This is a genomic window from Catellatospora sp. NPDC049133 (assembly GCF_040648455.1).
GTDB classification, from domain to species: domain Bacteria; phylum Actinomycetota; class Actinomycetes; order Mycobacteriales; family Micromonosporaceae; genus Catellatospora; species Catellatospora aurea.
In genome coordinates, this window is record NZ_JBEZDT010000037.1 from 53,659 (window position 1) to 79,328 (window position 25,670).

General features: G+C 71.7%; 24 protein-coding genes. 5 read left to right on the plus strand and 19 right to left on the minus strand.

The genetic code is table 11. The features are described 5' to 3' along the window. Window positions 1-219 precede the first annotated feature (219 nt). Window positions 220-708: a transcriptional regulator gene (locus AB0B35_RS33200; RefSeq protein WP_120320100.1), complete on the plus strand. Its 489-nt coding sequence runs from the start codon at window positions 220-222 to the stop codon at window positions 706-708. Between the two features lie 72 nt (window positions 709-780). Here AB0B35_RS33200 and nusB read toward each other — a convergent pair whose 3' ends face one another. Further along, window positions 781-1,194 carry a transcription antitermination factor NusB gene (gene nusB, locus AB0B35_RS33205; RefSeq protein WP_203690101.1) on the minus strand — a complete coding sequence of 138 codons (414 nt, stop codon included), beginning with the start codon at window positions 1,192-1,194 and terminating at the stop codon, window positions 781-783. 54 nt (window positions 1,195-1,248) lie between these two features. Continuing rightward, the gene (gene efp, locus AB0B35_RS33210; protein ID WP_360538589.1) at window positions 1,249-1,806 is read right to left on the minus strand and encodes an elongation factor P; all 558 of its coding nucleotides are present in this window, start codon (window positions 1,804-1,806) and stop codon (window positions 1,249-1,251) included. Between the two features lie 183 nt (window positions 1,807-1,989). Here efp and AB0B35_RS33215 point away from each other — a divergent pair, with 183 nt between their 5' ends. After that, window positions 1,990-2,658 carry a response regulator transcription factor gene (locus AB0B35_RS33215; protein ID WP_120320097.1) on the plus strand — a complete coding sequence of 223 codons (669 nt, stop codon included), beginning with the start codon at window positions 1,990-1,992 and terminating at the stop codon, window positions 2,656-2,658. Between the two features lie 13 nt (window positions 2,659-2,671). Further along, window positions 2,672-3,943 carry a HAMP domain-containing sensor histidine kinase gene (locus AB0B35_RS33220; RefSeq protein WP_361053124.1) on the plus strand — a complete coding sequence of 424 codons (1,272 nt, stop codon included), beginning with the start codon at window positions 2,672-2,674 and terminating at the stop codon, window positions 3,941-3,943. 27 nt (window positions 3,944-3,970) lie between these two features. Here the strand turns inward: AB0B35_RS33220 and AB0B35_RS33225 are convergent, their stop codons facing one another. After that, window positions 3,971-4,489: a hypothetical protein gene (locus tag AB0B35_RS33225; protein WP_361053127.1), complete on the minus strand. Its 519-nt coding sequence runs from the start codon at window positions 4,487-4,489 to the stop codon at window positions 3,971-3,973. A 58-nt stretch (window positions 4,490-4,547) separates the two neighbouring features. Between AB0B35_RS33225 and AB0B35_RS33230 the strand changes: the two genes are divergently transcribed. Both AB0B35_RS33230 and AB0B35_RS33235 read left to right on the plus strand, forming a co-directional pair. Next, a complete protein-coding gene (locus tag AB0B35_RS33230) occupies window positions 4,548-5,699 on the plus strand; it encodes a branched-chain amino acid ABC transporter substrate-binding protein (RefSeq protein WP_361053129.1) in 1,152 nt (383 codons plus the stop codon). Between the two features lie 23 nt (window positions 5,700-5,722). Next, window positions 5,723-6,373, plus strand: coding sequence for a hypothetical protein (locus AB0B35_RS33235; protein WP_361053132.1), 651 nt, complete (start codon window positions 5,723-5,725; stop codon window positions 6,371-6,373). Between the two features lie 10 nt (window positions 6,374-6,383). On the opposite strand, the gene aroQ is transcribed toward AB0B35_RS33235, so the two are convergent. The 16 genes from aroQ to AB0B35_RS33315 form a co-directional block, all read right to left on the minus strand. Beyond that, window positions 6,384-6,818 (minus strand): type II 3-dehydroquinate dehydratase, encoded by a 435-nt coding sequence (gene aroQ, locus AB0B35_RS33240; RefSeq protein ID WP_361053135.1) that lies wholly within the window; start codon window positions 6,816-6,818, stop codon window positions 6,384-6,386. Between the two features lie 11 nt (window positions 6,819-6,829). Beyond that, entirely contained in the window at window positions 6,830-7,906 is a 1,077-nt protein-coding gene (gene aroB / locus AB0B35_RS33245; RefSeq protein WP_361053139.1) for a 3-dehydroquinate synthase, read from the minus strand. A 1-nt stretch (window position 7,907) separates the two neighbouring features. After that, complete coding sequence (locus AB0B35_RS33250; protein ID WP_361053142.1) at window positions 7,908-8,414, minus strand: shikimate kinase; 507 nt, start codon at window positions 8,412-8,414, stop codon at window positions 7,908-7,910. 42 nt (window positions 8,415-8,456) lie between these two features. After that, complete coding sequence (gene aroC, locus AB0B35_RS33255) at window positions 8,457-9,635, minus strand: chorismate synthase (RefSeq protein ID WP_360538566.1); 1,179 nt, start codon at window positions 9,633-9,635, stop codon at window positions 8,457-8,459. 115 nt (window positions 9,636-9,750) lie between these two features. Continuing rightward, window positions 9,751-11,832 carry a PQQ-dependent sugar dehydrogenase gene (locus AB0B35_RS33260; protein ID WP_361053144.1) on the minus strand — a complete coding sequence of 694 codons (2,082 nt, stop codon included), beginning with the start codon at window positions 11,830-11,832 and terminating at the stop codon, window positions 9,751-9,753. A gap of 143 nt (window positions 11,833-11,975) precedes the next feature. Further along, window positions 11,976-13,094 carry a glycerophosphodiester phosphodiesterase gene (locus tag AB0B35_RS33265; RefSeq protein WP_361053147.1) on the minus strand — a complete coding sequence of 373 codons (1,119 nt, stop codon included), beginning with the start codon at window positions 13,092-13,094 and terminating at the stop codon, window positions 11,976-11,978. A gap of 115 nt (window positions 13,095-13,209) precedes the next feature. Beyond that, on the minus strand, window positions 13,210-14,424 hold the full coding sequence (gene mltG, locus AB0B35_RS33270; RefSeq protein WP_361053150.1) for an endolytic transglycosylase MltG: 1,215 nt from the start codon (window positions 14,422-14,424) through the stop codon (window positions 13,210-13,212). Between the two features lie 37 nt (window positions 14,425-14,461). After that, window positions 14,462-15,268, minus strand: a complete 807-nt coding sequence (locus tag AB0B35_RS33275; protein WP_361053153.1) for a shikimate dehydrogenase — start codon at window positions 15,266-15,268, stop codon at window positions 14,462-14,464. After that, window positions 15,268-16,512 carry an endolytic transglycosylase MltG gene (gene mltG, locus AB0B35_RS33280; protein WP_361053157.1) on the minus strand — a complete coding sequence of 415 codons (1,245 nt, stop codon included), beginning with the start codon at window positions 16,510-16,512 and terminating at the stop codon, window positions 15,268-15,270. Before mltG (AB0B35_RS33280) ends, AB0B35_RS33275 begins: the two co-directional genes overlap by 1 nt. 133 nt (window positions 16,513-16,645) lie before the next feature. Next, entirely contained in the window at window positions 16,646-17,869 is a 1,224-nt protein-coding gene (mltG, locus tag AB0B35_RS33285) for an endolytic transglycosylase MltG (RefSeq protein WP_361053160.1), read from the minus strand. Beyond that, window positions 17,866-18,324 carry a Holliday junction resolvase RuvX gene (ruvX, locus tag AB0B35_RS33290; protein ID WP_361053163.1) on the minus strand — a complete coding sequence of 153 codons (459 nt, stop codon included), beginning with the start codon at window positions 18,322-18,324 and terminating at the stop codon, window positions 17,866-17,868. The genes mltG (AB0B35_RS33285) and ruvX overlap by 4 nt, the downstream gene beginning before the upstream one ends. A 164-nt stretch (window positions 18,325-18,488) precedes the next feature. After that, complete coding sequence (gene alaS / locus AB0B35_RS33295; RefSeq protein ID WP_361053166.1) at window positions 18,489-21,167, minus strand: alanine--tRNA ligase; 2,679 nt, start codon at window positions 21,165-21,167, stop codon at window positions 18,489-18,491. Continuing rightward, a complete protein-coding gene (locus AB0B35_RS33300; RefSeq protein WP_361053169.1) occupies window positions 21,164-21,469 on the minus strand; it encodes a hypothetical protein in 306 nt (101 codons plus the stop codon). The genes alaS and AB0B35_RS33300 overlap by 4 nt, the downstream gene beginning before the upstream one ends. A 15-nt stretch (window positions 21,470-21,484) precedes the next feature. Next, window positions 21,485-21,937, minus strand: a complete 453-nt coding sequence (locus AB0B35_RS33305) for a DUF948 domain-containing protein (RefSeq protein WP_120320084.1) — start codon at window positions 21,935-21,937, stop codon at window positions 21,485-21,487. An 80-nt stretch (window positions 21,938-22,017) separates the two neighbouring features. Beyond that, window positions 22,018-24,246 (minus strand): hypothetical protein, encoded by a 2,229-nt coding sequence (locus AB0B35_RS33310; RefSeq protein WP_361053172.1) that lies wholly within the window; start codon window positions 24,244-24,246, stop codon window positions 22,018-22,020. After that, the gene (locus AB0B35_RS33315; RefSeq protein WP_361053175.1) at window positions 24,246-25,646 is read right to left on the minus strand and encodes a replication-associated recombination protein A; all 1,401 of its coding nucleotides are present in this window, start codon (window positions 25,644-25,646) and stop codon (window positions 24,246-24,248) included. Before AB0B35_RS33315 ends, AB0B35_RS33310 begins: the two co-directional genes overlap by 1 nt. Between the last annotated feature and the right edge of the window lie 24 nt (window positions 25,647-25,670).

Sequence of the window (25,670 nt, forward strand, 5' to 3'; positions counted from 1 at the left end):
TTAGCAGTGAGGCGGGCGGCCTCGACGCGCGGGGGTGAGTCAATCCGCAGGTCATACCGTTGACACTGGCGGATCAGTTCAGTTGATCAAGCTAGTCGGATGAGGTTGTCTCAACTTGGTGGTCAATGAGCACTTGACCGCGTGTCTTCTGCGCCGTACCGTCACGCTGCGTAGCGATCGTCGGGGAACCCGCCCCGGCAAATAGCTGGGAGTGTCGGAATGCCGTCTGATTACGCCAAGTCCCTCGGTGCGCGACTGCGCTCCATCCGCCAGCAGCAGGGCCTGTCCCTGCAGGGCGTGGAGGAGAAGTCGAACGGGCGTTGGAAGGCTGTGGTCGTCGGCTCGTACGAGCGTGGTGACCGTGCTGTCACGGTGTCCCGACTGGCCGAGCTGGCCGACTTCTACCGGGTGCCCGTGGGCGAGCTGCTGCCCGACGGCCCCGCCCCGCGCCAGGAGGCGACGAGCAAGATCGTCCTCGACCTGGAGCGCCTCTATGACGGCGCCAAGGAGGACCTCGCCTCCGTCGCCCGCTACGCGCGCGCCATCCAGCAGCAGCGCGGCGACTACAACGGCCGGGTGCTCTCCATCCGCGCCGTCGACCTGCAGGCGCTGGCCGTCTTCTACGACTGCACCCCCACCGAGCTGATCGAGCGGCTGGCCGACCACGGCGTGCTCGTCGCCGACCCGCGCGCGTTCTTCGCGAGCTGACACTCTCCCGCACGACGAAAGCGGCCTTTCACCCCCGGCGGGGTGGAAGGCCGCTTTCGCGTGGTGTGGTGCTCAGTGGCGCGGCGCGTAGTCCGCGATACGGCCGAGCAGGCCGTTGAGGAAGCGCGGCGAATCGTCGGTGGAGAGCTCCTTGGCCAGCTCGACGGCCTCGGTGATGGCCACCGGGTCGTCGATCTCGGGCACGTAGAGCAGCTCATACACCGCGATGCGGGCGAGGTTGCGGTCGACCACCGGCATCCGGTCGATCGTCCAGCCCTCGGCGAAGGTGGCGATCGTCTCGTCGATGTCGTCCAGGTGCTCGTTGACGCCCTCAGCGAGCGACACCGCGTACGGCAGGTGCTCCGGGCGCGGCGACTCCATGCGCTCCAGGTATGCCGCCAGCACGGTGCGCACCGGCAGGTCGCGCAAATCCGCCTCGTAAAGCACGTCGAGTGCCCGCTTGCGCGCCTTGCGGCGCGCGGGCATCTGCGACTTCGGTCCCTCAGCCACGAGCAGTCCCCCCGACGGGCACGAAGCCCATCAGGCCCGGCCCAGGTAACGGCCGTCGCGGGTGTCGACCTTGATCTTCTCGTCGGTGACGATGAACAGCGGCACCTGCACGGTCGCGCCGGTCTCGATGGTCGCCGGCTTGTTGCCGCCGGTCGAGCGGTCGCCCTGCAGGCCCGGCTCGGTGTAGGTGACCTTGACGATCACCGAGGTCGGCAGTTCGACGTACAGCGGCACGCCCTCGTGCGTGGCCACGACGACCTCGGCCTCGGGCAGCAGGTAGTTCACGTTGTCGCCGACGGTCTCGCCGCTGACGTGGATCTGGTCGTAGGTGTCCAGGTCCATGAAGACGAAGTCGTCGCCGTCGGCGTACAGGTACTGCATCGTGCGCTTGTCGACGTTCGCGGTCTCGACCTTGGTGCCGGCGTTGAAGGTCTTGTCGACGACCTTGCCCGTGAGCACGTGCTTGAGGGTCGTCCGCACGAAGGCCGGACCCTTGCCGGGCTTCACGTGCTGGAACTCGACGACGGCCCAGAGCTCCTTGTCGAGGTTGAGCACCATGCCGTTCTTGAGGTCGTTCGTGCTAGCCACAGCCAGGCTCCCGTACATGATCAGATACTTGACAAAGAACAGACCTGACTACTTTACCGGCCCGTGATCTCAGGCCGGGCGCGCGGGTGGCCGGGGACACGCTGTGACCGCCGCCGGTCGCGGCGACCCGCTCCCAGCGGCCGCGCTAGCCGGACGAGCATTCTGGTTGCTAGCCTCGCCGCCGTGCGGGTGCTGGTGGTGGAGGATGACCCTGAGGTGCGCGGGGTGGTCGTGACCGCCCTGCGCGCGGTCGGGTTCGCCGTCGACCAGGCGGCCGACTGGAGTCAGGCCGACGTGAACATGAGCGTCAACGACTACGACTGCCTGGTCCTGGACCGCATCCTGCCCGAGGGCGACTCCGCCGGGCAGCTGCGCCGCCGCCGCGAAGCGGGACTGGGCGTGCCCGCCCTCATGCTGACCGCCCTCGACGACGTCACCGACCGCGTCGCCGGCTTCGAAGCCGGCGCCGACGACTACGTCGTCAAACCGTTCGTCGCCGCCGAACTGGTGCTCCGCGTCCGCGCCCTCTGCCGCCGCCGCGGCACCATGCTCCCCCCGGTGATGAGAGCAGGAGACGTCGAGGTCGACACCGCCCGCCGGGAGGTCCGCCGCGACGGCATCCTGCTCACCCTCACCCCGAAGGAGTTCTCCGTCCTGGAGATGCTCCTCGTCCGCCGCCCCGCCGTCGTCACCCGCGCCGACCTCTTCGAACACTGCTGGGACGAACAAGCCGACCCCACCTCGAACGTCGTGGACGTCGTAGTGGGCCAACTCCGCCGCAAACTAGGCGACCCGCCCCTCATCACCACCGTCCGCGGCACCGGCTACCGCGTCGACCTGGCCGGCCGCTGATGAAGGAAGCGGCATGAGGCGGGAGACGAGGCAGCTGCAGACGGCGGAGCGGCTGGCGGGGCTGCGGATGCGGTTGACGGCGCTGCTGCTGGCGCTGAACATCATCGGGCTGGCGGGGATGGGGGCGGTGGCGCTCGTCGTCGATGAGCGGCAGCGGGCCGAGGCGGTCGCGGCTGATCTGCATCGCACGGCCGGGACGGCGGTGGCGCTGCTGTACTACGACTCGGGTGCGCTGCTGCTGGACAAGCTCTATGACAACGCCATAGCGCAGGGGTCCACGGCGGTGTACGTGTACGAGGCCGATCGGACCGATGTCACGCTGGTGTTCGCGCATCCGGCGCGGCTGGCCGTCATCGCGCCGCCGACGCTGCTCGGGCCCGCCAGGCAGGTGCGCTCCGCGGGCGGCGAGCTGAGCGAGGCGGTGCGTGACGAGCGGCAGGAGGTCATACACCTGCTCGCGGTGCCGTTCCGGCACGCCGAGACGGGGGCGATCGCGGGCACCGTCGTCGCGGTCGCCGACCCAGGACCGGGGCAGGCCGCTCACCAGCGCCTGGCCCTCGCGCTGATCGTCGGCGGCACCGCGTTCACGGTGATGACCTGTGTCGGCGGTTACCTGCTGGCCCGCCGCGGCACCCAGCCCATCGCGGACGCCCTCACCCAGCAGGAGCGGTTCGTCGCCGACGCGGCCCATGAGCTGCGTACGCCGCTGACCGTGATCCGGGCGGTGTCGGAGTCGGCGCTGGACTCCCCCGCCCGGCAGCCGGACGCGCTGCGCCGGGTCATCGCGGCCACCGACCGGCTGACCGACGCGGTCGCCGCGCTGCTGACCCGGGCCCGGCTGGTCGCCGGCCTGCGCCACCTGGAGCGCCAGCGCTTCCGGCTGGACCAGCTCGCCGAGGAGGTGCTGGCCGACACGGTGCAGCCGCCGCACACCGCGACGGCGTACACCCGGCCCGCGGTCGCCCTGGGCGACCCCACGCTGGTCCGCATCGCCCTGCGCAACCTGATCCACAACGCGGTGCAGCACGGCCGCGACGGCGAGGCCCCGGCCACCATCACCCTGACGGTCGAACCCGGTTCCGTCGTGATCCGCGACGCCGGTCCCGGCCCCGGCGCCGACCTGCCCGCCACCGGCGGCGAGCGCTTCCGCCCCGGCTCCCCCAACGGCACCGGCCTGGGCCTGGCCATCGCCCGCTGGGTGGCCGACCTCCACGACGGCTCCCTCACCCTGCGCCCCGCCGACGGCGGCGGCACCGAAGCCACCCTCACCCTCCCCACCCCCTGACCCGCCCCAGGACCAGGTTGATCTTGGTCAGGCGGGGGTGGGGCCGGCGCGGGTGCCGATGGGGGTGACGGCATACCAGTGGCCGTTCAGGCCGTGGCCGTTGGTGTCGCCGGGCATGCGGTCGCCGGTGTAGCCGTAGAGGGGCCAGCCGGCGAGGGTCATCTGCTGGGTTCCGTCGGGGCGGGTGAGGGTGCCGATGAGCTGGCGGTCGATGCCTTCGACGCGGATCGGGTCGGCGGCGGGGACCGGGAGCCACTGCTGGGTGCAGGTGCCGGTGCACGCCGACCGGGAGGGGCGGTTGGCGTCCAGTTCGCTGCGGTAGAGGACGTAGCCCTGCTCGTCGATCACTATCCAGCCCAGGGTGTCGGAACTGATGCCGAAGAGGGCAGGTTGCAGGCCCGAGGGGCGGCCAGGGGCGGGCGCCAGGGTGGGCTGGACCGTCACCTGGCCGCTGCTGCAGGCACCCAGTAGGGTCGCGACCAGCACAAACACGGCCGCCACCCGCTTGCGGGCAGTCGGCCACGCCGTTTCCACCGGGTTACTCATGCAATCCTCACGCTCATCCGGGCAGGATAGGCGCACCCTACGTCGAGGAGGTCGGCTGTTGCGAGGGCCGTACGCACGGGTTGTCTCGACGCTGGCGCTGCTCGCGCTGGCGGCGACGCCCGGCTGCGACGCGACAGCGGGCACCGCGGCCCCGCCGGCCCGGCCGTGCGGGTTGAAGATCGCCGTCATCGGCCCGCTCAGCGGGGCCTCGGCGGATCTCGGAACGAACATCCGCTCCGGCGCCGCACTGGCGGTCGAGCAGTACAACGGGCGGCATCCCGACTGCCCGGTGACGCTGCAGGACTTCGACTCGCAGAGCGACCCGAAGCAGGCCACCGCGCTGGCGCAGCAGATCGTGGCCGACCCCGCGATCCTCGGCGTGGTGGGGCCCGCCTTCTCCGGCGAGACCGCGGCCGCCCTGCCGCTGCTCGACCAGGGCCGCGTCACCATCGTCAGCCCGTCGGCGACCCGCACCAACCTGAGCCAGCGCGGCTGGTCGACGTTCCATCGCGTGATCGGCAACGACGCGGCGCAGGGCCCGGCGGCCGCCCGCTACATCGACACCGTGCTGCACGCTCGCAAGGCGTTCGTCATCGACGACACCGGGGCGTACGGCCGCGGCCTGGCCGACGAGGTCGCCGCGACCCTGTCCGGCAGGGTGGTGCAGCGGGCCGCGGTGCCGCCCCGCCAGGTCGACTTCTCCTCGGTGGTCAGCCAGATCCGCTCCGCCGGGGCCGACGTCGTCTTCTACGGCGGCTACTACTCCAGCGGCGGCGCCCTGCTCAAGGCGATGCGCGACGCGGGACTGACCGCCACGTTCGTGGGCGGCGACGGAGTCAAGGACGCCGGCTTCATCCGCGCCGCGGGGGTGCGCGCCGCCGAGGGGGCCGTCATCACCTGCGCCTGCCTGCCGCCCGAGCGCGCGTCCCGGGACTTCCCGGTGCAGTACCGGGCCGGGTTCGGCAAGGACGCCGGCACCTACAGCGCCGAGGGGTACGACGCCGCGTCGATCTTCCTGGCCGGCTTCGAGGCCGGCCGCACCACCCGCCCCGACATGGAGGCCTTCGTGGACAAGTACGCCCACGACGGCGTCACCGGGCGGCTGCAGTTCACCCCGCAGGGTGAGCTCGTGGACAACGCCATCGTGGTCTGGGCCTACCGAGTCGCCGACGGCGCCGTCGTGACCGACCGCGAGATCCCCCGCACCTGACCTGCCTGAGAGGAGACCGTCCCATGTCAGCGACCCTGCTCACGGACCTCCCCCCGCTTGCCGCCCCGGCCGAGGCCGCGCCCGCGGACACCTCCCGGGCCGAGATGGCCCCGCTGGACCGCGCCCTGTCGCAGGCTCCACTGGGGGCGTACCCGCTGCTCGAAGCGGCGTTCGGCTGGCAGGAGATGCGCCCGTCGGGGTGGCACCGCCCTGCGGCGGCGACCGCCATCGCGTCGACCTCCTCGCCCGCCGCGGCGGCCCGGCTGGCCAGCCTGCTCTCCACGTTGACCTGGGCCAACGTGGTCCGCACCGAACGTGACGGGTTGCGGGTGGAGGTGTCGGCCGGGGCGTACAACCGGATCGTGCGGGCCCTGACCGGGGCCTGGCGCAGCCGGACCCAGCTGCTGGCGGCGTCTTCCGCCGTGCCGGAGTCGCGCCAGGCGGCGCTGGGCCTGTGGCGGATGGCGATGCTCACCGGCGGCGTCGACGCACACGCCGGGCAGCTCACCGTCCGGGCCGGCTCGCCCGCCGCGGCCCAGTCCCTGGTCACCGCGGCAGCCATCCTCGGCATGCCCGCCGTGGCCGACCGCCCCCGCGAAGGCGGCCACCCGGTCCGCGTCACCGGCCGCGCCCAGGTCTACCAGCTCCTCACCGAGGCCACCGGCCAGCGCTGACGGAACCGGGTCAGTCGGTGAGGCGGTGGAAGAGGTGTTCCAGGGCCAGGCGGTAGCCGTCGACGCCCAGGCCCGCGATGACGCCGGTGGCGACGGCGGAGACGACCGAGTGGTGGCGGAACTCCTCGCGGGTGTGGATGTTCGAGATGTGGACCTCGATCAGGGGGCCGTTGAGCATCGCGCAGGCGTCGCGGACGGCGTAGGAGTAGTGGCTCCACGCGCCGGGGTTCAGGACCACCGCGGCGTGCTCGTCGGCGGCCTGGTGCAGCCAGCCCACCAGCTCGCCCTCCAGGTCGGTTTGGCGGCACTCGACATCCAGGCCGAGCAGCGCGCCCGTCTTCTCGCACAGCTCCACCAGCGTCGCGTACGTGGTGACGCCGTACACGTCGACCTGGCGGGTGCCGAGCCGGCCGAGGTTGACCCCGTTGAGCACGTACACCTTCATGGCGGTCTCCTTCAGGAGGCGACGGACAGGTAGGCCTCGGCGAGCAGGGCCTCGTCGTCGACGGGCACGGTGACCGGCTCGGCGATGCCGTTGAGCAGCACGAAGCGCAGCGCCTTGCCGCGGGCCTTCTTGTCCACCGACATGGTGGCGCGCAGGTCGTCCCAGGCGTCGGCGGGATAGGACACCGGCAGGTCCAGCGAGCGCAGGACGGCGGCGTGGCGGGCGGCGGTGGCCTCGTCGAGGCGGCCGGTGAGCACGCCCAGGCGGGCGGCGTACACCAGGCCGACGCTGACCGCGTGCCCGTGCGACCAGCGGTAATCCTCCCGGCGCTCGATGGCGTGACCGAGCGTGTGGCCGTAGTTGAGGATCTCGCGCAGCCCGGACTCGCGCAGGTCCTCGCTCACCACCCGGGCCTTCACCGCGATCTTGCGTTCGATCAGCTCGCGCAGCACCGGGCCGGCCGGGTCGACGGCGGCCCGCGGGTCGCGCTCGATCAGGTCGAGGATCACGGGGTCGGCGATGAAGCCGCCTTTGACCACCTCGGCCATGCCCGCGAGCAGCTGCGCGGTGGGCAGCGTGGCCAGCGCCTCGGTGGCGCAGAGCACCCCGGCGGGCGGGTAGAACGCGCCGACCAGGTTCTTGCCGGCGGCCGTGTTCACCCCGGTCTTGCCGCCGACGGCCGCGTCGACCATGCCGTTGATGCTGGTGGAGACCGGCACCCAGCGCACGCCGCGCAGCCAGCAGGCCGCGACGAAACCGGCCAGGTCGGTGACCGCGCCGCCGCCGACGCCGACCACGACGTCGTTGCGGGTGAACGAGGCCCGGCCCAGCTCGTCCCAGCAGCGCTCGGCGACGCCGATGGACTTGCCGGCCTCGGCGTCGGGCACCTCGATCATCACCGGCTGGACACGCGCGTCGACCAGGTGCGCGGCGGCCTGCTCGGCGTACGCGCGCACCGGCGGCGCGTACAGCACCGCGGCCCGGTCGGCGCCGGAGACCAGGGCGGGCAGCTCGGCGAGCACGCCGGGGCCGACCAGCACGTCGTACGGCTGGTCGCCGCCCACGGCGATCCGGGTCAGCTCTGACATCTCAGCCCTTCAGCAGCTCGACCAGCTCGGCGGTGATCTCCTCCGGGGTGCGCCCGTCGGTGACCACGGTGTGCGTCGCGACCTGCTCGTACAGCGGCCGCCGCTGGTCCAGCAGGAAGCGCAGGGTGGCCCGCGGGTTGAAGTTCAGCAGCGGGCGGCCCTGGCCCAGCCCGACCCGGGACACCGCGTCGGACAGGTCCACGCTCAGGTAGACCACGGTGTGCCCGGCCAGCAGCGCCCGGTTGTCCTCGGCGAGCACCGCGCCGCCGCCCAGCGCCAGCACGCCGGAGTGCTCGGCCAGCGCCGCCGCGACCGCGGCCGTCTCCATGGCGCGGAAGTGCGGCTCGCCCTCGTCGATGAAGATCTCCGAGATGGGCTTGCCGGCGGTGGCCTCGACGTCGGCGTCGGTGTCGCGGAACGGCACCCCGTACGCCTGCGCCAGCAGCTGCCCGACGGTCGACTTGCCGGCCCCGGGTGCCCCGACCAGGACACACAACGGCTTGCTCACGGTGTTCCCCTCCCCGGTCCACGGCGCGGACCCGGCGGTCTGTCAGCGGATCAGCAGGTTGTCCAGGTAGCCGGCGAGGTTGCGGCGGATCTCGGTGACCGAGTCGCCGCCGAACTTCTCCGTCGCCGCCTCGGCCAGCACCAGCGCCATCATCGACTCGGCGACGACCGCCGCCGCGGGCACCGCGCACACGTCGGAGCGCTGGTTGATGGCGGTGGCGACCTCGCCGGTGGTCACGTCCACGGTGGACAGCGCCCGGTTCAGCGACGAGATCGGCTTCATCGCGGCGCGCACCCGCAGCGGCTCGCCGGAGGTGATGCCGCCCTCCAGGCCGCCGGCCCGGTCGGTGACCCGCTTCACGCCGTCGGGCGTCGGCACGATCTCGTCGTGCGCCACCGAGCCCCGCGAGCGGGCCTGGGTGAACGCGTCGCCGATCTCGACGCCCTTGATGGCCTGGATGGACATCAGCGCGGTGGCGATGCGGGCGTCGAGCTTGCGGTCCCACTGGGTGTGCGTGCCCAGGCCCGGCGGCACGCCGTAGACGAGGACCTCGACGATGCCGCCGAGGGTGTCGGCGTCGCGCTTGGCCGCGTCGACCTCGGCGACCATGCGCTCGCTGGCCTGCGGATCCAGGCAGCGCAGCGGGTCGGCGTCGATGCGCTCGGTGTCGCCGGGCACCGGCACCAGGCCGGACTTGGCGACCACGGAGCCGAGCTCGACCACGTGGGACAGCACGTCCATGCCCAGCGCCTGCTTGATCAGAGCCTTGGCGACGGTGCCGACGGCGACGCGGGCGGCGGTCTCCCGGGCGCTGGCGCGCTCCAGGATCGGCCGGGCGTCGTCGTGGCCGTACTTCTGCATGCCGGCAAGATCGGCGTGGCCGGGCCGGGGGCGGGTCAGCGGCGCGTTGCGGGCCTGCGCGGCCAGCAGGTCCGGGTCGACCGGGTCCGCCGACATCACGGTCTGCCACTTGGGCCACTCGGAGTTGCCGACCTGGATCGCGACCGGGCTGCCCAGGGTGCGTCCGTGGCGCACACCGCCGAGGATCGTCACCACGTCCCGCTCGAAGGCCATGCGCGCGCCGCGGCCGTAGCCGAGGCGGCGGCGGGCCAGCTCGTGGCCGATCTCGTCACTGGTGATCTCGATTCCGGCGGGCACGCCGTCGAGCACGGCGACCAGCGCCTGCCCGTGCGACTCCCCTGCGGTCAGCCAACGCAACACGATCACCAGTCTGTCACGGCGGCCCGGCAGCCTGCCCGCCACGCCCCGCCGGTGTCACCAGACGGGACGTAGGTCACGTGAGCTGGACGGGTCCGGTTCCACCAGGCGGGCCGGGTCATTTCAGCGTGATCGTCACGGGTTCGCTGCGGTCGCTGCCGACGCGGGCGACGATCTCGTACGTGCCCGCGGCGGGCGAGGCCCCGGCCGGCACCCGGCGGCCCTTCTTCTCGCACGTGTTGCTGGCCTTGCCGTTCCACGTCGCGCTGTAGGCGCGGGACTGGCCCGGCGCGAAGCGGACCACCTGGCTGCCGCGCACCGGCCCGCAGTCGTCGGACGACCAGAGCTTCTCGCCGTCGCGCAGCAACTGCAGCTCCTGCAGATCGGCACCGACGTCGCGCACGCAGGAGCGCTTCGACGTGTTCTGCACCTTCAGGCCGATGGTGAGCGAGGTCTTGCGGGCGACAGTCGTCTTCGCGGGCGCCGCGGTGATCTTCAACTCGTCGTCGGTGCACAGCTTCTTGTCCACCTTGGCGTCCTTGGGCGCCGCACCGGCCGCGTCGGCGTAGCGGACCCGGTAGAGCTTCGCCTTGGCCGCGTACGGGCCGTCCTTGGCGTCGTCGGGGTAGAGCGCGCTGAAGTACAGCCCGTCCGTCCCGGCGGCGATGCCGGCGATGGTCGACTTGCCGTTGCCGTTGTACTCCACCAGCGTCTTCGGACCGGTGACCTTGCCCTTGGCGTCGAAGGCGAACATCACGATGCGCTTGCCGCGCACCTGCGGGCCGGTGGCGTAGGTGGGGCCGCTCTCGGAGATGTACGCGTTGCCGTACAGCTCCTTCGGGAAGCCCGCCCCCTGGTTGTTCTCCTCCTGCACGAAGGTCACCCCGACCGGCGCGTGCGCCACGGTCCAGTTGTAGAGCGCCTTCTTCTTCATCGCGCTGTCGCCGACGTACCACTCGAAGTCCGCGCCCCGGGTGACCCGGGCGAACCGGTCCACCGAGGGTCCGTTCTCCACCGAGTAGTGCTGCCCGTCGGCGGCCCGCCACGCGCCGCCGAACGGGTTGCGCAGGCCCAGGGCATAGACGTAGTCCCTGGCCTTGTCGCCGTTGCCGGCTTTGTAGAACGGGTTGTCGGCGGGGGCGCTGCCGTCCAGGTTCATCCGCAGCACCTTGCCGCGGAAGGAGTCCTTGTCCCGGGCCGTCTTCGGCTCGAACGCGTCCGCGACGTGCACGTACAGCTTGCCGTCCGGCCCGATGGTGAGGTTGGAGATCTGGTGCGAGGCCACCATGTCCTCGCCCTTCATGTCCAGCACCGTGGTGACCTTGGTCGCGCTCATCCCGTCCTCGGAGCTGGTCAGCCGGACCACCTTCGGGTAGAGCTTGCTGCCCGTCTTGTAGACCATGGCGGCGAACAGGTCGCCGGTCTGCGGTTCGACCACGATCCCGCCGAGGCCCATCTCGCCGTCGCCGGGGAACTTGTCGGTCGGGTCGAAGTTCAGCAGATCCTTGGCGTACGTCGCGACGCTGAAGTCGCCGCGGACCACCTTGATCTGCCCGTAGAGCTCGTTGACGTAGAAGCGCGGGGCGTCGGGCGAGGCGGGCGGGGTGGCCGCCATGGCGATGCCGACCGGCAGCGCGAACCCGGACGCGACCTCCTCCACCACGTAGCCGTCCTGCATGGTGCGCCACTGCGGCGCGCCGGGCAGCGGTTCGAGCTGCACGTCGGTGCGGAACGGGCGGACCGAGTACGGGCTCCACTGCGTGCCCGGGTCCGCCGAGGACGACCGGAACCGGGCGCGCACCTCGAACGCGCGGCCCGGCGGCAGCTCGGCCGCCCCGGCCAGCGAGCCGGTGAACTTTCCGTTGCCCAGGTGGGTGTGCAGGCGGGACGCGCCGTGCACGCACTCGGCGGCCCACACCCGCTCGACCGGCTCGGGGGCGGCCGACCAGATCTCCCAGTCGCTGCAGGCGTGCTCGTCGCGCACGTCCGCGTCGGCGAACGGCTGCGCCTCCATGTGCACGTCGGCCCCGTTGAGCAGCTGCCCGTCCGAGGACGGCTCGCTGATCTCCGGGGCGAGCGGCGGGATCGACGCCACCGCGGCCGGGCTCGCCGGGCTCACGAACGACAGCAGCCCCGCGACCGCGATCACCACGATGGCGAGCGCCACCTCACCGGCCATGGCGACCTTGCGCGCGCTCATCCTCGACTCCCGTTCGGCTCCGGTAACGGACAACCGCGCCAGAGTATCGAGGAAAATCGGATATTAAGGACTAAACACGCTGATATCGCTAAGATGCGCACGGCCACCGGGCGCTCGGCGGTCCGGTGGCCGTGCGCCGCCGATCAGGCCCGGTGCAGCGCGCGGGCCAGCACGCCCAGGTCCGGGTTGTCGGTGAAGAAGCCGTCCACACCCGCGGCCAGGTACGCCGCCAGCTCGTCGAGGATCCGGCCGTACTCGGCGGGCACCGCGCCGTTGCGCAGGTTCACCGGCAGGAACTGGTTCTCCGCACGGAAGGTGTACGGGTGCACCTTGAGGCCCTCCCGGTGCGCGTCGGCGACCAGCGACGTCGGCGCGGCCAGCGAGCCGTCGGCCGCCCGCGGGATGACCAGGCCCTTCTCCGGACCGATCCCGTTGATCACACCGGCCAGCTCCCGCAGGCCCGCCGGGCTCAGGTACTCGGCGTACGAGCGCGGGTCGTTGAACGGGCTGCCCGCCCCGGCCAGGAACACCAGCGGCGCCTTGAGCCGGTGGGCCGAGCGCAGCTCGCGCAGGTTCGCCGCCTCGAAGGACTGCACGAACACCGGCGCGTCCCGGCGGTCCAGCCCGAACCGGCGCAGCGTCGCCACCAGCGGCCGCTCCAGCGGCAGCCCGGCGTTCTGGAAGTACGTCGGGTGCTTGGTCTCCGGGTAGACGCCGATCTCCCGGCGCAGCTCCTTGGACAGCCGCTCGCGCAGTTCGAGCACCTCGGTGAAGGTCGGCACCTCGAACAGGCCGTTGTAGACCATGTTGCGCTGGCGCACCGCGGGCAGCCGCTCCACCGCGCGCAGCGTCTTCAGCTCGGCGAGGGTGAAGTCCTCGGTGAACCAGCCGGTCACCGCCACGCCGTCGATCGTCTTGGTCACCCGGCGGGTCGCGAACTCGGGCCGCGCGGACACGTCGGTGGTGCCGGAGATCTCGTTCTCGTGCCGGGCCACCAGCACCCCGTCACGGGTGCTGACCAGGTCGGGCTCGATGAAGTCCGCGCCCATGCGGGCGGCCAGCTCGTACGACGCGAGGGTGTGCTCGGGCCGGTAGCCGCTGGCGCCCCGGTGGCCGACCACCAGCGTCCGGTCACGATCGTGAGCACGCACCGGCTCATTGTCGCGGTCCTCGCCGGACGCCCACGCCGGCACGCCGATCAGGGCGGGGGTCGCCACCGCGGCGCCCAGCGCCCCGGCGATGAAAAGGTCACGTCGGTCCATCGTCTGCTCCTCCATGAGTGCTACGCGGAGGAGTCCAGCGGTCGCGGACGGCCGGTGATCGACGGCGCGGTGACATCGGGGCGAATTCGGCGCGATGTCACCGCACCGCATCCGGTCAATCGCAGGAGTTGCGGGCCAGCTTCTTGTTGCGCACGGCGATGTCGTTGTCCCGGCAGAACTGCTCGTAGTTCGTGGAGAAGGCCGAGTTGCCCTTCTGATCGATCGCGACGAAGAAGTACCAGCCTCCCTTCGCCGGTTTCGCCGCGCCGGCCAGCGCCGCTCGGCCGGGGTTGTTGATCGGCGTGGGCAGCAGCAGCACGTTGTGGTTGTACGGGTTCTTCTTGTCGTTCTGTTCGGCGCTGGTCATCTTCCCCGACCCGATGGGCTCCAGCCCCTTCGTCTCCCGCCAGTAGTTGATGGTCACATCGAACTCCAGGCAGGTGCACACACCCGCCTTCGGCTGGAAGATGCGGTTGTAGGCGACCCGGGCCACCTTCGGCAGGTCGGCCGCGGTGCCCGACTCCGCCTGGGCCAGCGAGGCGACGATCAGCATCTCGTACGGGGCGACCTTCAACCCGCCGCGCACCGATTCGGTGAACTTCAGCTCGCCGGTGACCGCCAGGAACCGCCGCACCATCGTCTCCAGCGCGGACCGCGCGGTGACGTCCGGCGGGAACTCGTAGGTGTCCGGGAACAGGAAGCCCTCGACCGACTTCGTGACCTTTCTGCCGTCGCGGTCGAACCACGACTCCGGGACGCCCAGCTTCACCGGGTCCTTGCCCGCGGCCGCGAAGTCCGCCTCGGGGATGCCCAGCTTCTCCGACAGCAGCTTGTAGATCTTGAACGACGACAGCCCTTCGCGGACGGTCACACCCTTCACGATGCGCCGGGCCGGGTCGAGCAGCATGGTGATCGCATCGGCGGCGCTGAGCCGCAACCGCAGCCGGTAGTGACCCGGCTGGATCGTCGCGGCTTTCGGGTTCTCCTCCCACGCGTCGAGGAAGGCCTGCTCGCTGGCGATCACGTCCTTGGCCTTCAGCACCTCGGCCATCCGCGCCCCGGTCGCCTTCTCCGGAATCTCCAAGGTCACTTCGGCGGTGCCGTCGGCGGAGGTGTAGTCCGGCGTGCCGAACCAGCCCTTGACCCGGTCGAAGCCGAGATACATCGCGGCTCCCGCACCGGCCAGCAGGAACAGGGTGAGCATCCCGGCCAGCACGGCGCGGTTGCGGCGGCGTCTGCGGCGCTTGCGCGGCCCGCGCCCGCCGGCCGGGCGGCGCGGCCTGCGCTGTTCGGGCTCGTCACCGAACGCGATGAAGAACTCTTCCGTCACCGGTCTGCCTCCCCAGGGTCGCACCGACCCGGACAGGCTAGCCGCGACGGGCGTCCCGCAGTGCCCCGCGCATCGCCTCGACCGGCGCGACAACCCCCGTGAACTGCTCGAACTGGCCCAGAGCCTGATTCAGCAGGAGATCCAATCCGGACACGATGCGGTTTCCGGCGCGCTGCGCCGAGGCGGCCAGCGGAGTCGGCCACGGGTCGTAGAGCGCGTCGAACAGCACCGTCTTGGGCCGCCACGGCACCTGCAGGTGGTCGGCGACGCCCTTGGGCACGGTCGAGATGACCACGTCGGCGGCGGCGCACTCCTCCGCCGCCGCCCAGCCCGCGCCGGTCAGCGGCACGCCGAGCGCGTCGGCCACCGGGCGCAGCTCGTCGATCGCCTCGGGACGGCGGGCGTACACGATGAGGGACTCGGCCCCGAGCCGCGCCGCGGCCGCCACCGCGGCCCGTGCGGTGCCGCCCGCGCCGAGCACGGCGACCCGCGCCGCCGTGCTGACCCCGGCTTCGCCCAGCGCGGCGACCATGCCGGGCACGTCCGTGTTGTCCGCGTGCCAACTGCCGTCCGGCTGGTGGACCAGGGTGTTCGCGGCCCCGGTCGCGGCCGCGACCGGGCTGACCGCCGACGCGACGGTCAGCCCCACCTCCTTGAGCGGCATGGTCAGCGACAGCCCCGCCCACTCGGACCCCAGGCCCGCCACGAAGGCGGGCAGGTCGGCCTCGGCGCACTCGATCGCGGTGTACGACCAGCCGGTCAGTCCCGCCGCCGCGTAGCCCGCGTTGTGCAGGACGGGCGACAGCGAGTGGCTGACCGGCTTGCCGAGGACCGCTGCGCGCATCAGCAGGAACTCCGCTCCAGCGCGCCGTTCTTCACCGCCGTCTGGTTGTCCTTGCAGAACTGGGTGTGGGTCGACGAGAAGGCCGAGTGGCCCTCCTTGTCGATGGCCACGAAGTAGATCCAGTCACCCTTCGGTGGATCGGCCGCCCCTTCGAGCGCCTTCTTGCCCGGGTTGTTGATCGGGGTGGGCGGCAGACCCTTGGCGTTGCGGTTGTACGGGTTCTTCGGGTCGGTCAGCTCGGCCTGGGTGAGGTCGCTGGAGTGCACGGCCTTCTTGCCGGCCATCTCCCGCGAGTAGTTGACGGTGACGTCGAACTGCAGGCAGTGGCAGGTGCCGATCTCGGCCACGGCCTTCTCGCTGAAGACGCGGTTGTAGGACACCCGGGCGACCTTGCCGAGGTCGTCGGCGTTGCCCGCCTCGGCCTGGGCCAGCGACGCCACGATCAGCGCCTGGTAAGGCGAGATGTTCAGCGCGGCGGCCTTGTCGGCGTAGCCCATGTCCCCGGTGACCTTCATGAACCGCTCGACCATCATCGACAGGGCCGACTTGGCGGTCACGTTCTTCGGGAACTCGTAGGTGTCCGGGAACAGGAAGCCCTCGATCGAGCGGCTCTCCTTCTTGCCGTCCTCACGCTTGAACCACCAGGCCGGCACGCCGAGCGCGATCGGGTCCTTGGCGGCGGCCTTGAACTCGGCCTCGGGGATGCCCAGCTTCTCCGACAGCACCTTGTAGATCTTGAAGGTGGACAGGCCTTCGGCGATGAGGATGCCGTTGACCAGCCGGTTCTTGGTGTCCAGCAGCATCGTGATCGCGTCGGCGGCGCTGATCTGCACGCGCAGCTTGTACAAGCCGGGCTGGATCTTCTTGGCGTCGGGGTTGTTCTCCCACGCCTCGATGAACGCCTGCTCGCTCTTGATCACGTCGTGCTGCTTGAGCACCTCGGCCATGTCCAGGCCGCGGGACCCCTGCTTGATCTCGACCTCGACCTCGGCGGAGCTGGCCGCGCTGGTGTAGTCGGGGGTGACCAGCAGATTCTTGATCTTGTCATAGCCCAGGTACGCGCCGCCGGCCAGACCGCCGAGCAGGAACAGCGTGAGGAAGAGGGCGAGGAAGGAGCGCCCGCGCTTCTTCTTCTTTTTCTTCTTCTTGTTGTTCCGGCCACGGTTGTTGTCCACCCCGTGCCGACGCCGCTGTTGGCCGCGCTCGGGATGCTCCTCGAACGACAGGAAAAGCTCGTCAGTCATCGGTGCCCTCTCACGTACGGGTCGCCATCGGCGGCTACGTTACACGTGAAGGGTTTTGCACACCCCCGGGCGGACGGTGGGTTTTCAGCCGCCACCCAGGATCTAACGGGCTTATTCGGACAAGACGGGCGGCTCAGCAAGAGCTCTGCTTGAGCACCTTGTTCTTCACGGCCGTCTCGTTGTCCTCGCAGAACTCCTCGAAGGTCTCCGAGAAGGCCGAGTGGCCCTCCTTGTCGGTCGCCACGAAGTAGTACCAGTCCCCCTTCGGCGGCGACATCGCGCCGTCCAGTGCCGCCTTGCCCGGGTTGTTGATCGGCGTGGGGATCATCCCCTCGGCGTTGCGGTTGTAAGGGTTCTTCTCGTCGGTCAGCTCGTCGTGGCTGAGGCCGCTGGACGGCTTGGGGTCCTTGCCCGCCAGCTCGCGCGAGTAGTTCACGGTCACGTCGAACTGGAAGCAGGCGCACGTCAGGTCGGGGATCCGCTTGTACACCCGGTTGTAGGCGACCCGGGCCACCTTGCCGAAGTCGTCGGCGTTGCCCGCCTCCGCCTGGGCCAGCGAGGCCACGATCAGCGCCTCGTACGGCGCGATCCCGCCGAGCTGCGCCGGGACCGTCTCGGCGAAGTTCATGCTGCCGGTGACGGTGAGGAAGCGGTTGACCATGACCCGCAGCATGCTCTCGGCGGTGGCGTTGGGCGCGAACTCGTAGGTGTCGGGGAACAGGAAGCCCTCGATCGACGGCGCGACCTTCTTGTCGTCGGTGCGGTTGAACCACCAGTCGGGGACTCCGAGTGCGATCGGGTCCTTCGCGGCGGCCTTGAATTCGGCCTCGGGAATGCCGGTCTTGGCCGACAGCAGCTTGAACACCCGGAACGAGCTGAGCCCCTCCGGGATCGTGATCCCGTTGACGATGCGGTTGCGCAGGTCCAGCAGGCGCAGCACCGCGTCCTTGGCGCTCATGTGGGTGCGCATCTTGTAGAAGCCGGGCTGGATGCGCAGCGCGTCCGGATTGCGCTCGCCGGCCTCGATGAAGGCCTTCTCGCTGGCGATCACGCCCGCCGCCTTCAGCGTGCGGGCGATCTCGGCCTGCGTGTCGCCGCTCTTGATCTCGATCTGCACCTCGGCGCCGTCGGCCGAGGTCTCCCAGTCCGAGGTGCCCAGCGCCCCGCTGATCTTCTGGTACACCACCATGGCGCCGATGCCGAGCGCCCCGAGCAGCACCAGGGCCAGGCCCATGGCCAGCACGGACCGCATCCAACCGAACCGCCTGCGTTGACGACTGGCCTCACCCGGCGGCAGTTGCTGCCGGGGATCTTCGTCGTGGTCGTCGTCGAAAGCACGGTCCAGTTCGTCGATCATCCTGCTCGCCTTCGCTGCGCGTCGAGCCAACCCTGCAGGATCTCCACAGCGGCCGCCTGGTCGACGACGGCACGCTGCCGCTTGCCCCGGACACCGCGGTCGGCGAGCCGCCGGGTGGCCGTGACGGTGGACATCCTCTCGTCAGCGAGCACCACCGGCACCGGCACGATCAGACCGGCCAGGGCGTCGGCGTATGCCCTCACGTGCTTGGCGGCCGGCCCCTCGACCCCGGCGAGGTTGATGGGCAGTCCCACCACCACCTCCACCGTGCCATGGTCGGCCACCAGGCGCGCGATCTCCACCATATCAGCCGAAATGTCAGAGTCGTCCGCTTTGGCCTGGCGAGCCACGGTGACCAGCGGAGTTGCCAGGATTCCGTCCGGATCGCACACCGCCACCCCGATCCGCACCGTGCCCACGTCGATCCCCAGCCGAACCCCACGGGTCCACGTCATCGCCGTCACTCCTTTCGATCAGCAAACCAAAACACCGAGGGCACCCCCGCCGACGCTGCGCGTCGCGAAGGTGCCCTCGCCGGATGTCCGTCACCGCCGCCTCCGGCGGTTAGGAAGGGCACCTTCTACATCGAAAAACGATAAGAAGGTGCCCTTCCTTCGCCTTAGCGGGTTTGTACTGCGTTCTGGACCGAGGCCAGCAGGTGGGGGGCCTGGTCGGCGGGTAGGCCGCCGCCCTGGGCCAGGTCGGCGTTGCCGCCGCCGCGGCCCGACAGGGCACCCTTGACCAGGTCCTGCGCGGACAGGCCGCGGGACTTGGCCGCGTCGTTGACCGCCACGATCAGCGACGCCTTGCCGTTGGCCCGCGACGCCACCGCGACGACCGCGGGACGGTCCGCCGGGAAGCGGCCGCGCACCTCCTGCGCCAGTGTGCGCACGTCGTTGACCGCCGCGCCCTCCGGCGCCTCGGTGCCCACGTACGCCACGCCGCCCAGGTCGAGCGCGCCCTCGGCCAGCGCCGCGGCCCCGCCGAGCACCAGCTGCGCGCGCATCTTCTCCAGCTCACGCTCGGCGTCGCGCAGCTGCGACACGGTCTGCTCGACCCGGTCGCCGACCTCCTCGCGCGGCACCCGGTACAGCTCGGCCAGGCGCGACACCAGCAGGTGCTCCTTGGCCAGGTGGCGGAACGCGTCCATGCCGACCAGCGCGTCGACCCGGCGCACGCCGGAGCCGATCGACGCCTCCGACAGGATCTTCACCAGGCCCAGCTGGCCCGAGCGGGCAGCGTGGGTGCCGCCGCACAGCTCACGGGCGTACTCGCCGACCTCGACGACACGCACGTACTCGCCGTACTTCTCGCCGAACAGCGCCATCGCGCCCAGCCGCTTGGCCTCGGCCTGCGAGGTGACGAACGCCCGCACCTCCAGGTCGCTCATCAGCACCTCGTTGACCTGCTGCTCGACGTCGATCAGCACGCTGGCCGGCACCGCGCCCGGCGTGTTGAAGTCGAACCGGAGCCGGCCCGGCGCGTTCAGCGAACCCGCCTGGGTCGCCGACTCACCGAGGAAGTTGCGCATCGTCTGGTGCACCAGGTGCGTCGCGGTGTGCGCGCGGGAGATCGCCCGGCGGCGCTCCACGTCGATCTGGGCGTAGCCGGCCTCGCCGGAGCGGACCTCGCCCTCGACGACCCGCGCCTTGTGCACGATCAGGCCCGGCAGCGGCTGCTGCACGTCGAGCACCTCGACCTTGCCGCCGCCGACCGTGATCAGACCCAGGTCGGGCAGCTGGCCGCCGCCCTCGGCGTAGAACGGGGTGACGTCGAGCACGACCTCGACCAGCTCACCCTCGCCCGCCGACGTGATCAGGCCGCCGCTGCCGATCAGCGCGCGCACCTTCGACTCCCGCGACACCTCGGCGTAGCCGGTGAACTCCACCGCCCCGCCCACGTCGAGCGCGCCCCGGTACGCCGACAGGTCGGCGTGACCCGTCTTGCGCGCCTGCGCGTCGGCCTTCGCCGCCGCCTTCTGGTCGGCCATCAGCCGCTTGAAGCCGTCGACGTCGACCGTCAGACCCTGCTCCGCCGCGATCTCCAAGGTGAGGTCGATCGGGAAGCCGTACGTGTCGTGCAGCTTGAACGCCTTGTCGCCCGCCAGGGTCTTGCCGCCGGACTTCTTGGTGTCGGCGACCGCCACGTCCAGGATCGTGGTGCCCGCGCGCAGCGTGCTACGGAACGCCTCCTCCTCCGCGTACGCGTACTGCGAGATGCGGCCGAAGTCGGTCGCGATCTCCGGGTACGACGGCGACATGCTGTCGCGCGCCACCGGCAGCAGCTCCGGCAGCGCCGGGTCCTCGTAGCCGAGCAGGCGCATCGCCCGGATCGCCCGGCGCATGATACGGCGCAGCACGTAGCCGCGGCCCTCGTTGGACGGGGTCACGCCGTCGCCGATCAGCATCAGCGAGGTGCGCACGTGGTCGGCGATGACGCGCAGGCGCACGTCGTCGGGGTGCGACTCGGCGGCGGTGGTGGTGTGGCTGACGTTGTAGCGCTTGCCGGTCAGCTCGCACGCCTTGTCGATCAGCGGGCGGACCTCGTCGATCTCGTAGAGGTTGTCGACGCCCTGCATGATCGACGCCATGCGCTCCAGGCCCATGCCGGTGTCGATGTTCTGCGCCGGCAGCTCGCCCAGGATCGGGTAGTTCTCCTTGTCGGTGCCCGGACCCCGCTCGTACTGCATGAAGACGTTGTTCCAGATCTCCATGTAGCGGTCCTCGTCGACCTCCGGACCGCCCTCGCGGCCGTACGCCGGCCCGCGGTCGACGTAGATCTCCGAGCACGGGCCGCACGGCCCCGGGATGCCCATGGACCAGAAGTTGTCCGCCTTGCCGCGGCGCACGATGCGCTCCGCGGGCAGGCCGACCGCGCGCCAGAACCCGATCGACTCGTCGTCGTCGAGATACACCGTCGCCCAGATCTTGTCCTGGTCGATGCCGAAACCACCGGCCTCGATCGGCTTGGTGATCAGGTCCCAGGAGAGGCGGATCGCCTCCTCCTTGAAATAGTCACCGAAGGAGAAATTGCCGTTCATCTGGAAGAACGTGCCGTGCCGGGACGTCTTGCCGACCTCGTCGATGTCCGGCGTCCGGATGCACTTCTGCACGCTGACCGCGCGCCGGAACGGCGGGGTCTGCTGGCCCAGGAAGTAGGGCACGAACTGCACCATGCCGGCATTGACGAACAGCAGGTTCGGATCGTCGATGGCCGGCAGTGGAGCGCTCGGAACCACGGTGTGCCCGTTGGCCTCGAAGTGCGCCAGAAACCGTCGCTTGACTTCCGCGGTCCTCATCGCTGCTGCTCGCCTTCCTGCTGCTGCTTGAACTGATAGAACTTGCTGCCGACCCCGTGCGCCCAGGGCAGGTCGACGGGCTCGATCGACACGCCGTCCTCGAAGGCGGCGAAGAGCTGGTCCTCGCGGTCGGCCATGCCGTCGCGGACGTCGTCCATAAAGCTTCGCACCGAGCCCGCGGCGTGACCAATGGATTCCTGGGCGGTCCCGGCCAGCCCGGCCGGGGTGAACTTGCGTGCCTGGCGGGTCACCAGGCGCACCACCACGACACCGACGCCGATGCCCACACCGAGCCACAGCAACCTGCGGATCATGGCTCAGCCCCGCCGGGTGCGCTTGCGCGCCTTGAGCTCGTCGCGCACCGACTTCGCCTCGTCGGCCTCCTTGCGGGCCGCCGTGGCGCGCCGTACGCCGTACGTGAACGCGGCCGCCTTCACCAGCGGGCTGGCCGCGGTCGCCGTGACGACGCTCACCAGGTTCGACACGTTAGCCGTGGTCGCCGCCAGGTGCTGGGTCATCACGTCGACCTTCGCCAGCTGCACGTTCACCCCGTCCAGCGTGACCTGCGTCTGGCCGAGCGCCGTGTTGACGTTGTCGACGGTCAGGTTCACGTTGTCCAGGATCGGGCCCGTACGCTGGCTGACCTGCCGCAACGTCACCGTGGCGGCGTCGACGGTGTGCCGCAGCCGCAGGATCGGCACGGCAAGCACCAGCACCAGCATCGCGAACGCACCCGCCGCGATCAGCGCCGCGATCTCGCCTCCAGACATGCCACATCCTCCGCACGTCGCACTTTGTCCTGACGTGCAGACCCTACCGCCCGCCGGGACGGCGCTCGCAGCAGCCGGGCTCAGCTCGCCGACGGTGTCGGGGCAGGACTCTCCTCACCGGTCTCCTCGTCCCCGCCGGCGCCCTGCTCGCCGTTCGGATCCGCGGTGAACCGGATGCGGTCGTCGGCGACCGTGTTCAGCACCTTGATCGTCACCGCGGAGCCCTTGCAGGCGTCCGGATCACCGGCCGGCGCGGCCGACGGGGCCGCCGACGGATCGGCGCTCGGCTGCGCCGGCTCCTGGCTCGGGCCGACGGTCGGCCGGTTGCGCAGCAGGTCCGTGCACTCCGGGGTGGTGATCGGACGGACCCACAGGTCCAGCGTGAACTCGTCGCGCCGCCAGCACGAGAACTTGCCCTCGGTGCCCTCGTCCAGCACGCAGCTGGCCACGTTCCACCGGGACCAGCCCGCGTCGGTGAGCGCCTTGGTGTACGCCTCGGTGGTCTCGTCGATCCCCCGCTGCGACTCCAGCGAGCGCTCGCGGTAGCGGCACTCGATCAGACACCAGCGACTGCCGTAGATGTTGTCCTCGGTCTTGCCCGAGGTGACCGCCCACGACGGCACGTCCAGCGCGTCCAGCGTGGTCAGCACCGGGTCACGGGTCGCAGCGCGCAGCACGAAGTAGAACGGCAGCGCGCCCACGACGACGGCCACCAGCGCGATCAGCGTCCACATGCGCAGCCGCTGCTGCTCGCGCAGCTGCTTGCGCACCTCCGACCGGGCGCCGCGGATGGCGTCGACACCCGCGGCCAGTCCGGCGCGGCGGTCGCCGGCCGGCGGCACCACGGCGTTCGGGTCCGGCGGGCGCACCGCGATCGGCTCGGGGCGGCCCGGCGGACGGCCGCCACCGGCGGGACCGGGGCCCGCGGCGGGACCGCCCGGCTTGGGGCCCGGACCCGCGTGCGGGCCGGGCATCGGACCGGCGGGAGCTGGTCCGGCGTGCGGGCCGGGCATCGGACCGGCGGGAACTGGTCCGGCGTGCGGGGCGGCAGGTCCAGGGCCCGCGTGGGGACCGGCCTGCGACGGCATGCCGCCGAGCGGAGCGGGGCCGCCCTGCGGCGGCGGACCGGCCGGCGGCACGGGCACGCCACCGCGGTTCGGGCGGGCCGGGGAGACCGGCGCGACGGCAGGGAAGCCCGCACGCTGCGGTTCCGGGCGGGCGGGCGGCGTCACGGGCTTGCCCGCCGGGCCGGCAGGCATGCCGGGGCGGCCGCGACCGCCGTCCGCGGCCGGCGGGTTCCCGACGGCGCGCGGCATCTCACCGGTACGGGTGGGGTCCATCTCGCGGCGGCGCACCACCGGCGGCTCCCCGCCGGGCTTGCGCAGCGCCTGCTCCGGGCGGCCACGGCCCGGCGGCGGCTCGACCGGCGCGGGCTCGGGACGGCCCCGGCGCGGCTCCTCCGGCTGGGCGGCACGACGGCCGGCCGGCTCGTCGGCCACGTGGCGGCGGCTGCCGGTGTCGTCGGCGGCGACCCGGCGACCCGGCGGCTCCTCCGCGGCCCGGCGGCCGACCGGCTCTTCTGCGGCCCGGCGGCCGACCGGCTCCTCCGCGGCCCGGCGGTGACCGCCGGTGGGCTCCTCCTCGGCGCGGCGGCGGCCGGTCTGGGTGTCCTCACCGGCACGGCGGCGGCCCGCGGCGGTGTCGTCATCGGCTCGGCGGCGGCCCGCGGGCTCTTCCTCGGCGCGGCGGCGGCCGCTCAGCGTGTCCTCACCGGCGGGGCGGAACCCGCCCGTCGGGTCCTCACCGGCACGACGGCGACCGGCCGGCTCGTCGTCGGCGCGGCGGCGACCCGAAGACGGCTCCTCCGGGGTGCGCCTGCGGCCGCCCTGGGTGTCCTCGACGGGACGGCGGACGCCCGCGGGCTCCTCGGCGGCACGGCGGCCACCGCCCGTGGGCTCCTCGACGGGACGGCGGATGCCACCCGTGGGCTCCTCGGCGGCACGGCGACCACCGGCGGTGTCCTCGTCCCGGCGGCGGCCCGCGGGGGCGTCGCCGCCACGCGGGCGGCGACCGGCGTCCGCGGGCGCCTGGGGGGCGCCACGGCCAGCGGGGGCGTCGTCGCTCAGCGCGCTCAGCTTGTCCCAGCGGCTGCTGCCGCCGTCGGTGAAGTCGCTGTCGTCGAACTGGTCCTTGGCCTGCTTCGCGCCGCGCAGGTCGTCGAGCCAGCCGGTCTCCTCCTGCGGGACCTCCTCGGCCTCGCCGCGGCCCTTCTTCCGGCCCCGCCCGTCGGTCGCATCGGCCCTGCTCATCAGTTCTCCTCGCTTCGCTCGGATTTGCCCGTCCCCCGCACGACGGCGCGCAACTTCGGCAGGCGTTCGGCGATGTGCCGTTCGCCACCGTGTCCGGTGGGACGGTAGTAGTCCACTCCCACCAGATCGTCGGGCGGGTACTGCTGACCCACCACACCTCGGGTGTCGTCGTGCGGGTAGCGGTAGCCGGTGCCGTGGCCCAGGCCTCGCGCGCCCGCGTAATGGGCGTCGCGCAGGTGCGACGGGACCGCACCGGCCTTGCCCGCCCGCACGTCGGCGAGCGCCGCCGAGATGGCGGTGGTGACCGCGTTGGATTTGGGCGCGGTGGCCAGGTGCGCCACCGCCTGGGCCAGGTTGAGCTGCGCCTCGGGCAGGCCGACATGCTGCACCGCGTACGAGGCGTTGACCGCCGCGGTCAGCGCCGTCGGGTCCGCCAGGCCCACGTCCTCGCTGGCGAAGATGATCAGGCGGCGGGCGATGAAGCGCGGGTCCTCCCCCGCGGTCAGCATCCGCGCCAGGTAGTGCATCGCCGCGTCCACGTCCGAACCGCGCATGCTCTTGATGAACGCGCTGATCACGTCGTAGTGGGCGTCGCCCGCGCGGTCGTAGCGCAGCGCCGCCACGTCGACCGCGCGCTCGGCGGTGGCCACGTCGATCTCGGGCACGCCGTCCCCGTCGTGGATCGCCAGCGCGGAGCCGGCGGCGGCCTCCAGCGCGGTGAGCGCCTTGCGCACGTCACCGCCGGCCAGCCGGACCAGGTGGTCCTCCGCCTCGGGGTGGAGGGTGACCGTGCCGCCCAGGCCGCGCGGGTCGGCCACGGCGCGGTGCACCAGGCCGCGCACCGCCTCGTCGTCCAAGGGCTTGAGGGTGAGCAGCACGCACCGCGACAGCAGCGGCGAGATGATCGAGAAGTACGGGTTCTCCGTGGTCGCCGCGAGCAGCGTCACCGTGCGGTCCTCGACCGCGGCCAGCAGCGAGTCCTGCTGGGTCTTGGTGAACCGGTGCACCTCGTCGATGAACAGCACGGTCGGCGCGCCGCCCGCCCGACGCCGCCGGCGCGCGGTGTCGATGACCTCGCGCACCTCCTTGACCCCGGCGGTCAGCGCGGACATCGCGACGAAGTGCCGGTCGTCGGCCTCGGCGACGAGGTGGGCGATGGTGGTCTTGCCGCAGCCGGGCGGCCCCCACAGGATCACCGACATGGGCGCGCCGCCCGCGACCAGGCGGCGCAGCGGCGCGCCCGGTGCCAGCAGGTGGTCCTGGCCGACCAGTTCGTCGAGCCCGGACGGGCGCAGCCGGACGGCCAGCGGGGCGTCCGCGGACGGCGCCTCGAACCCCGGCGAGCTGATCCGTCGATCAGCCGGCGAGGGCTCCAGGGAGAAGAGGCCGTCGGTCTGCATCACGCAGACGATACCCGGCACCGT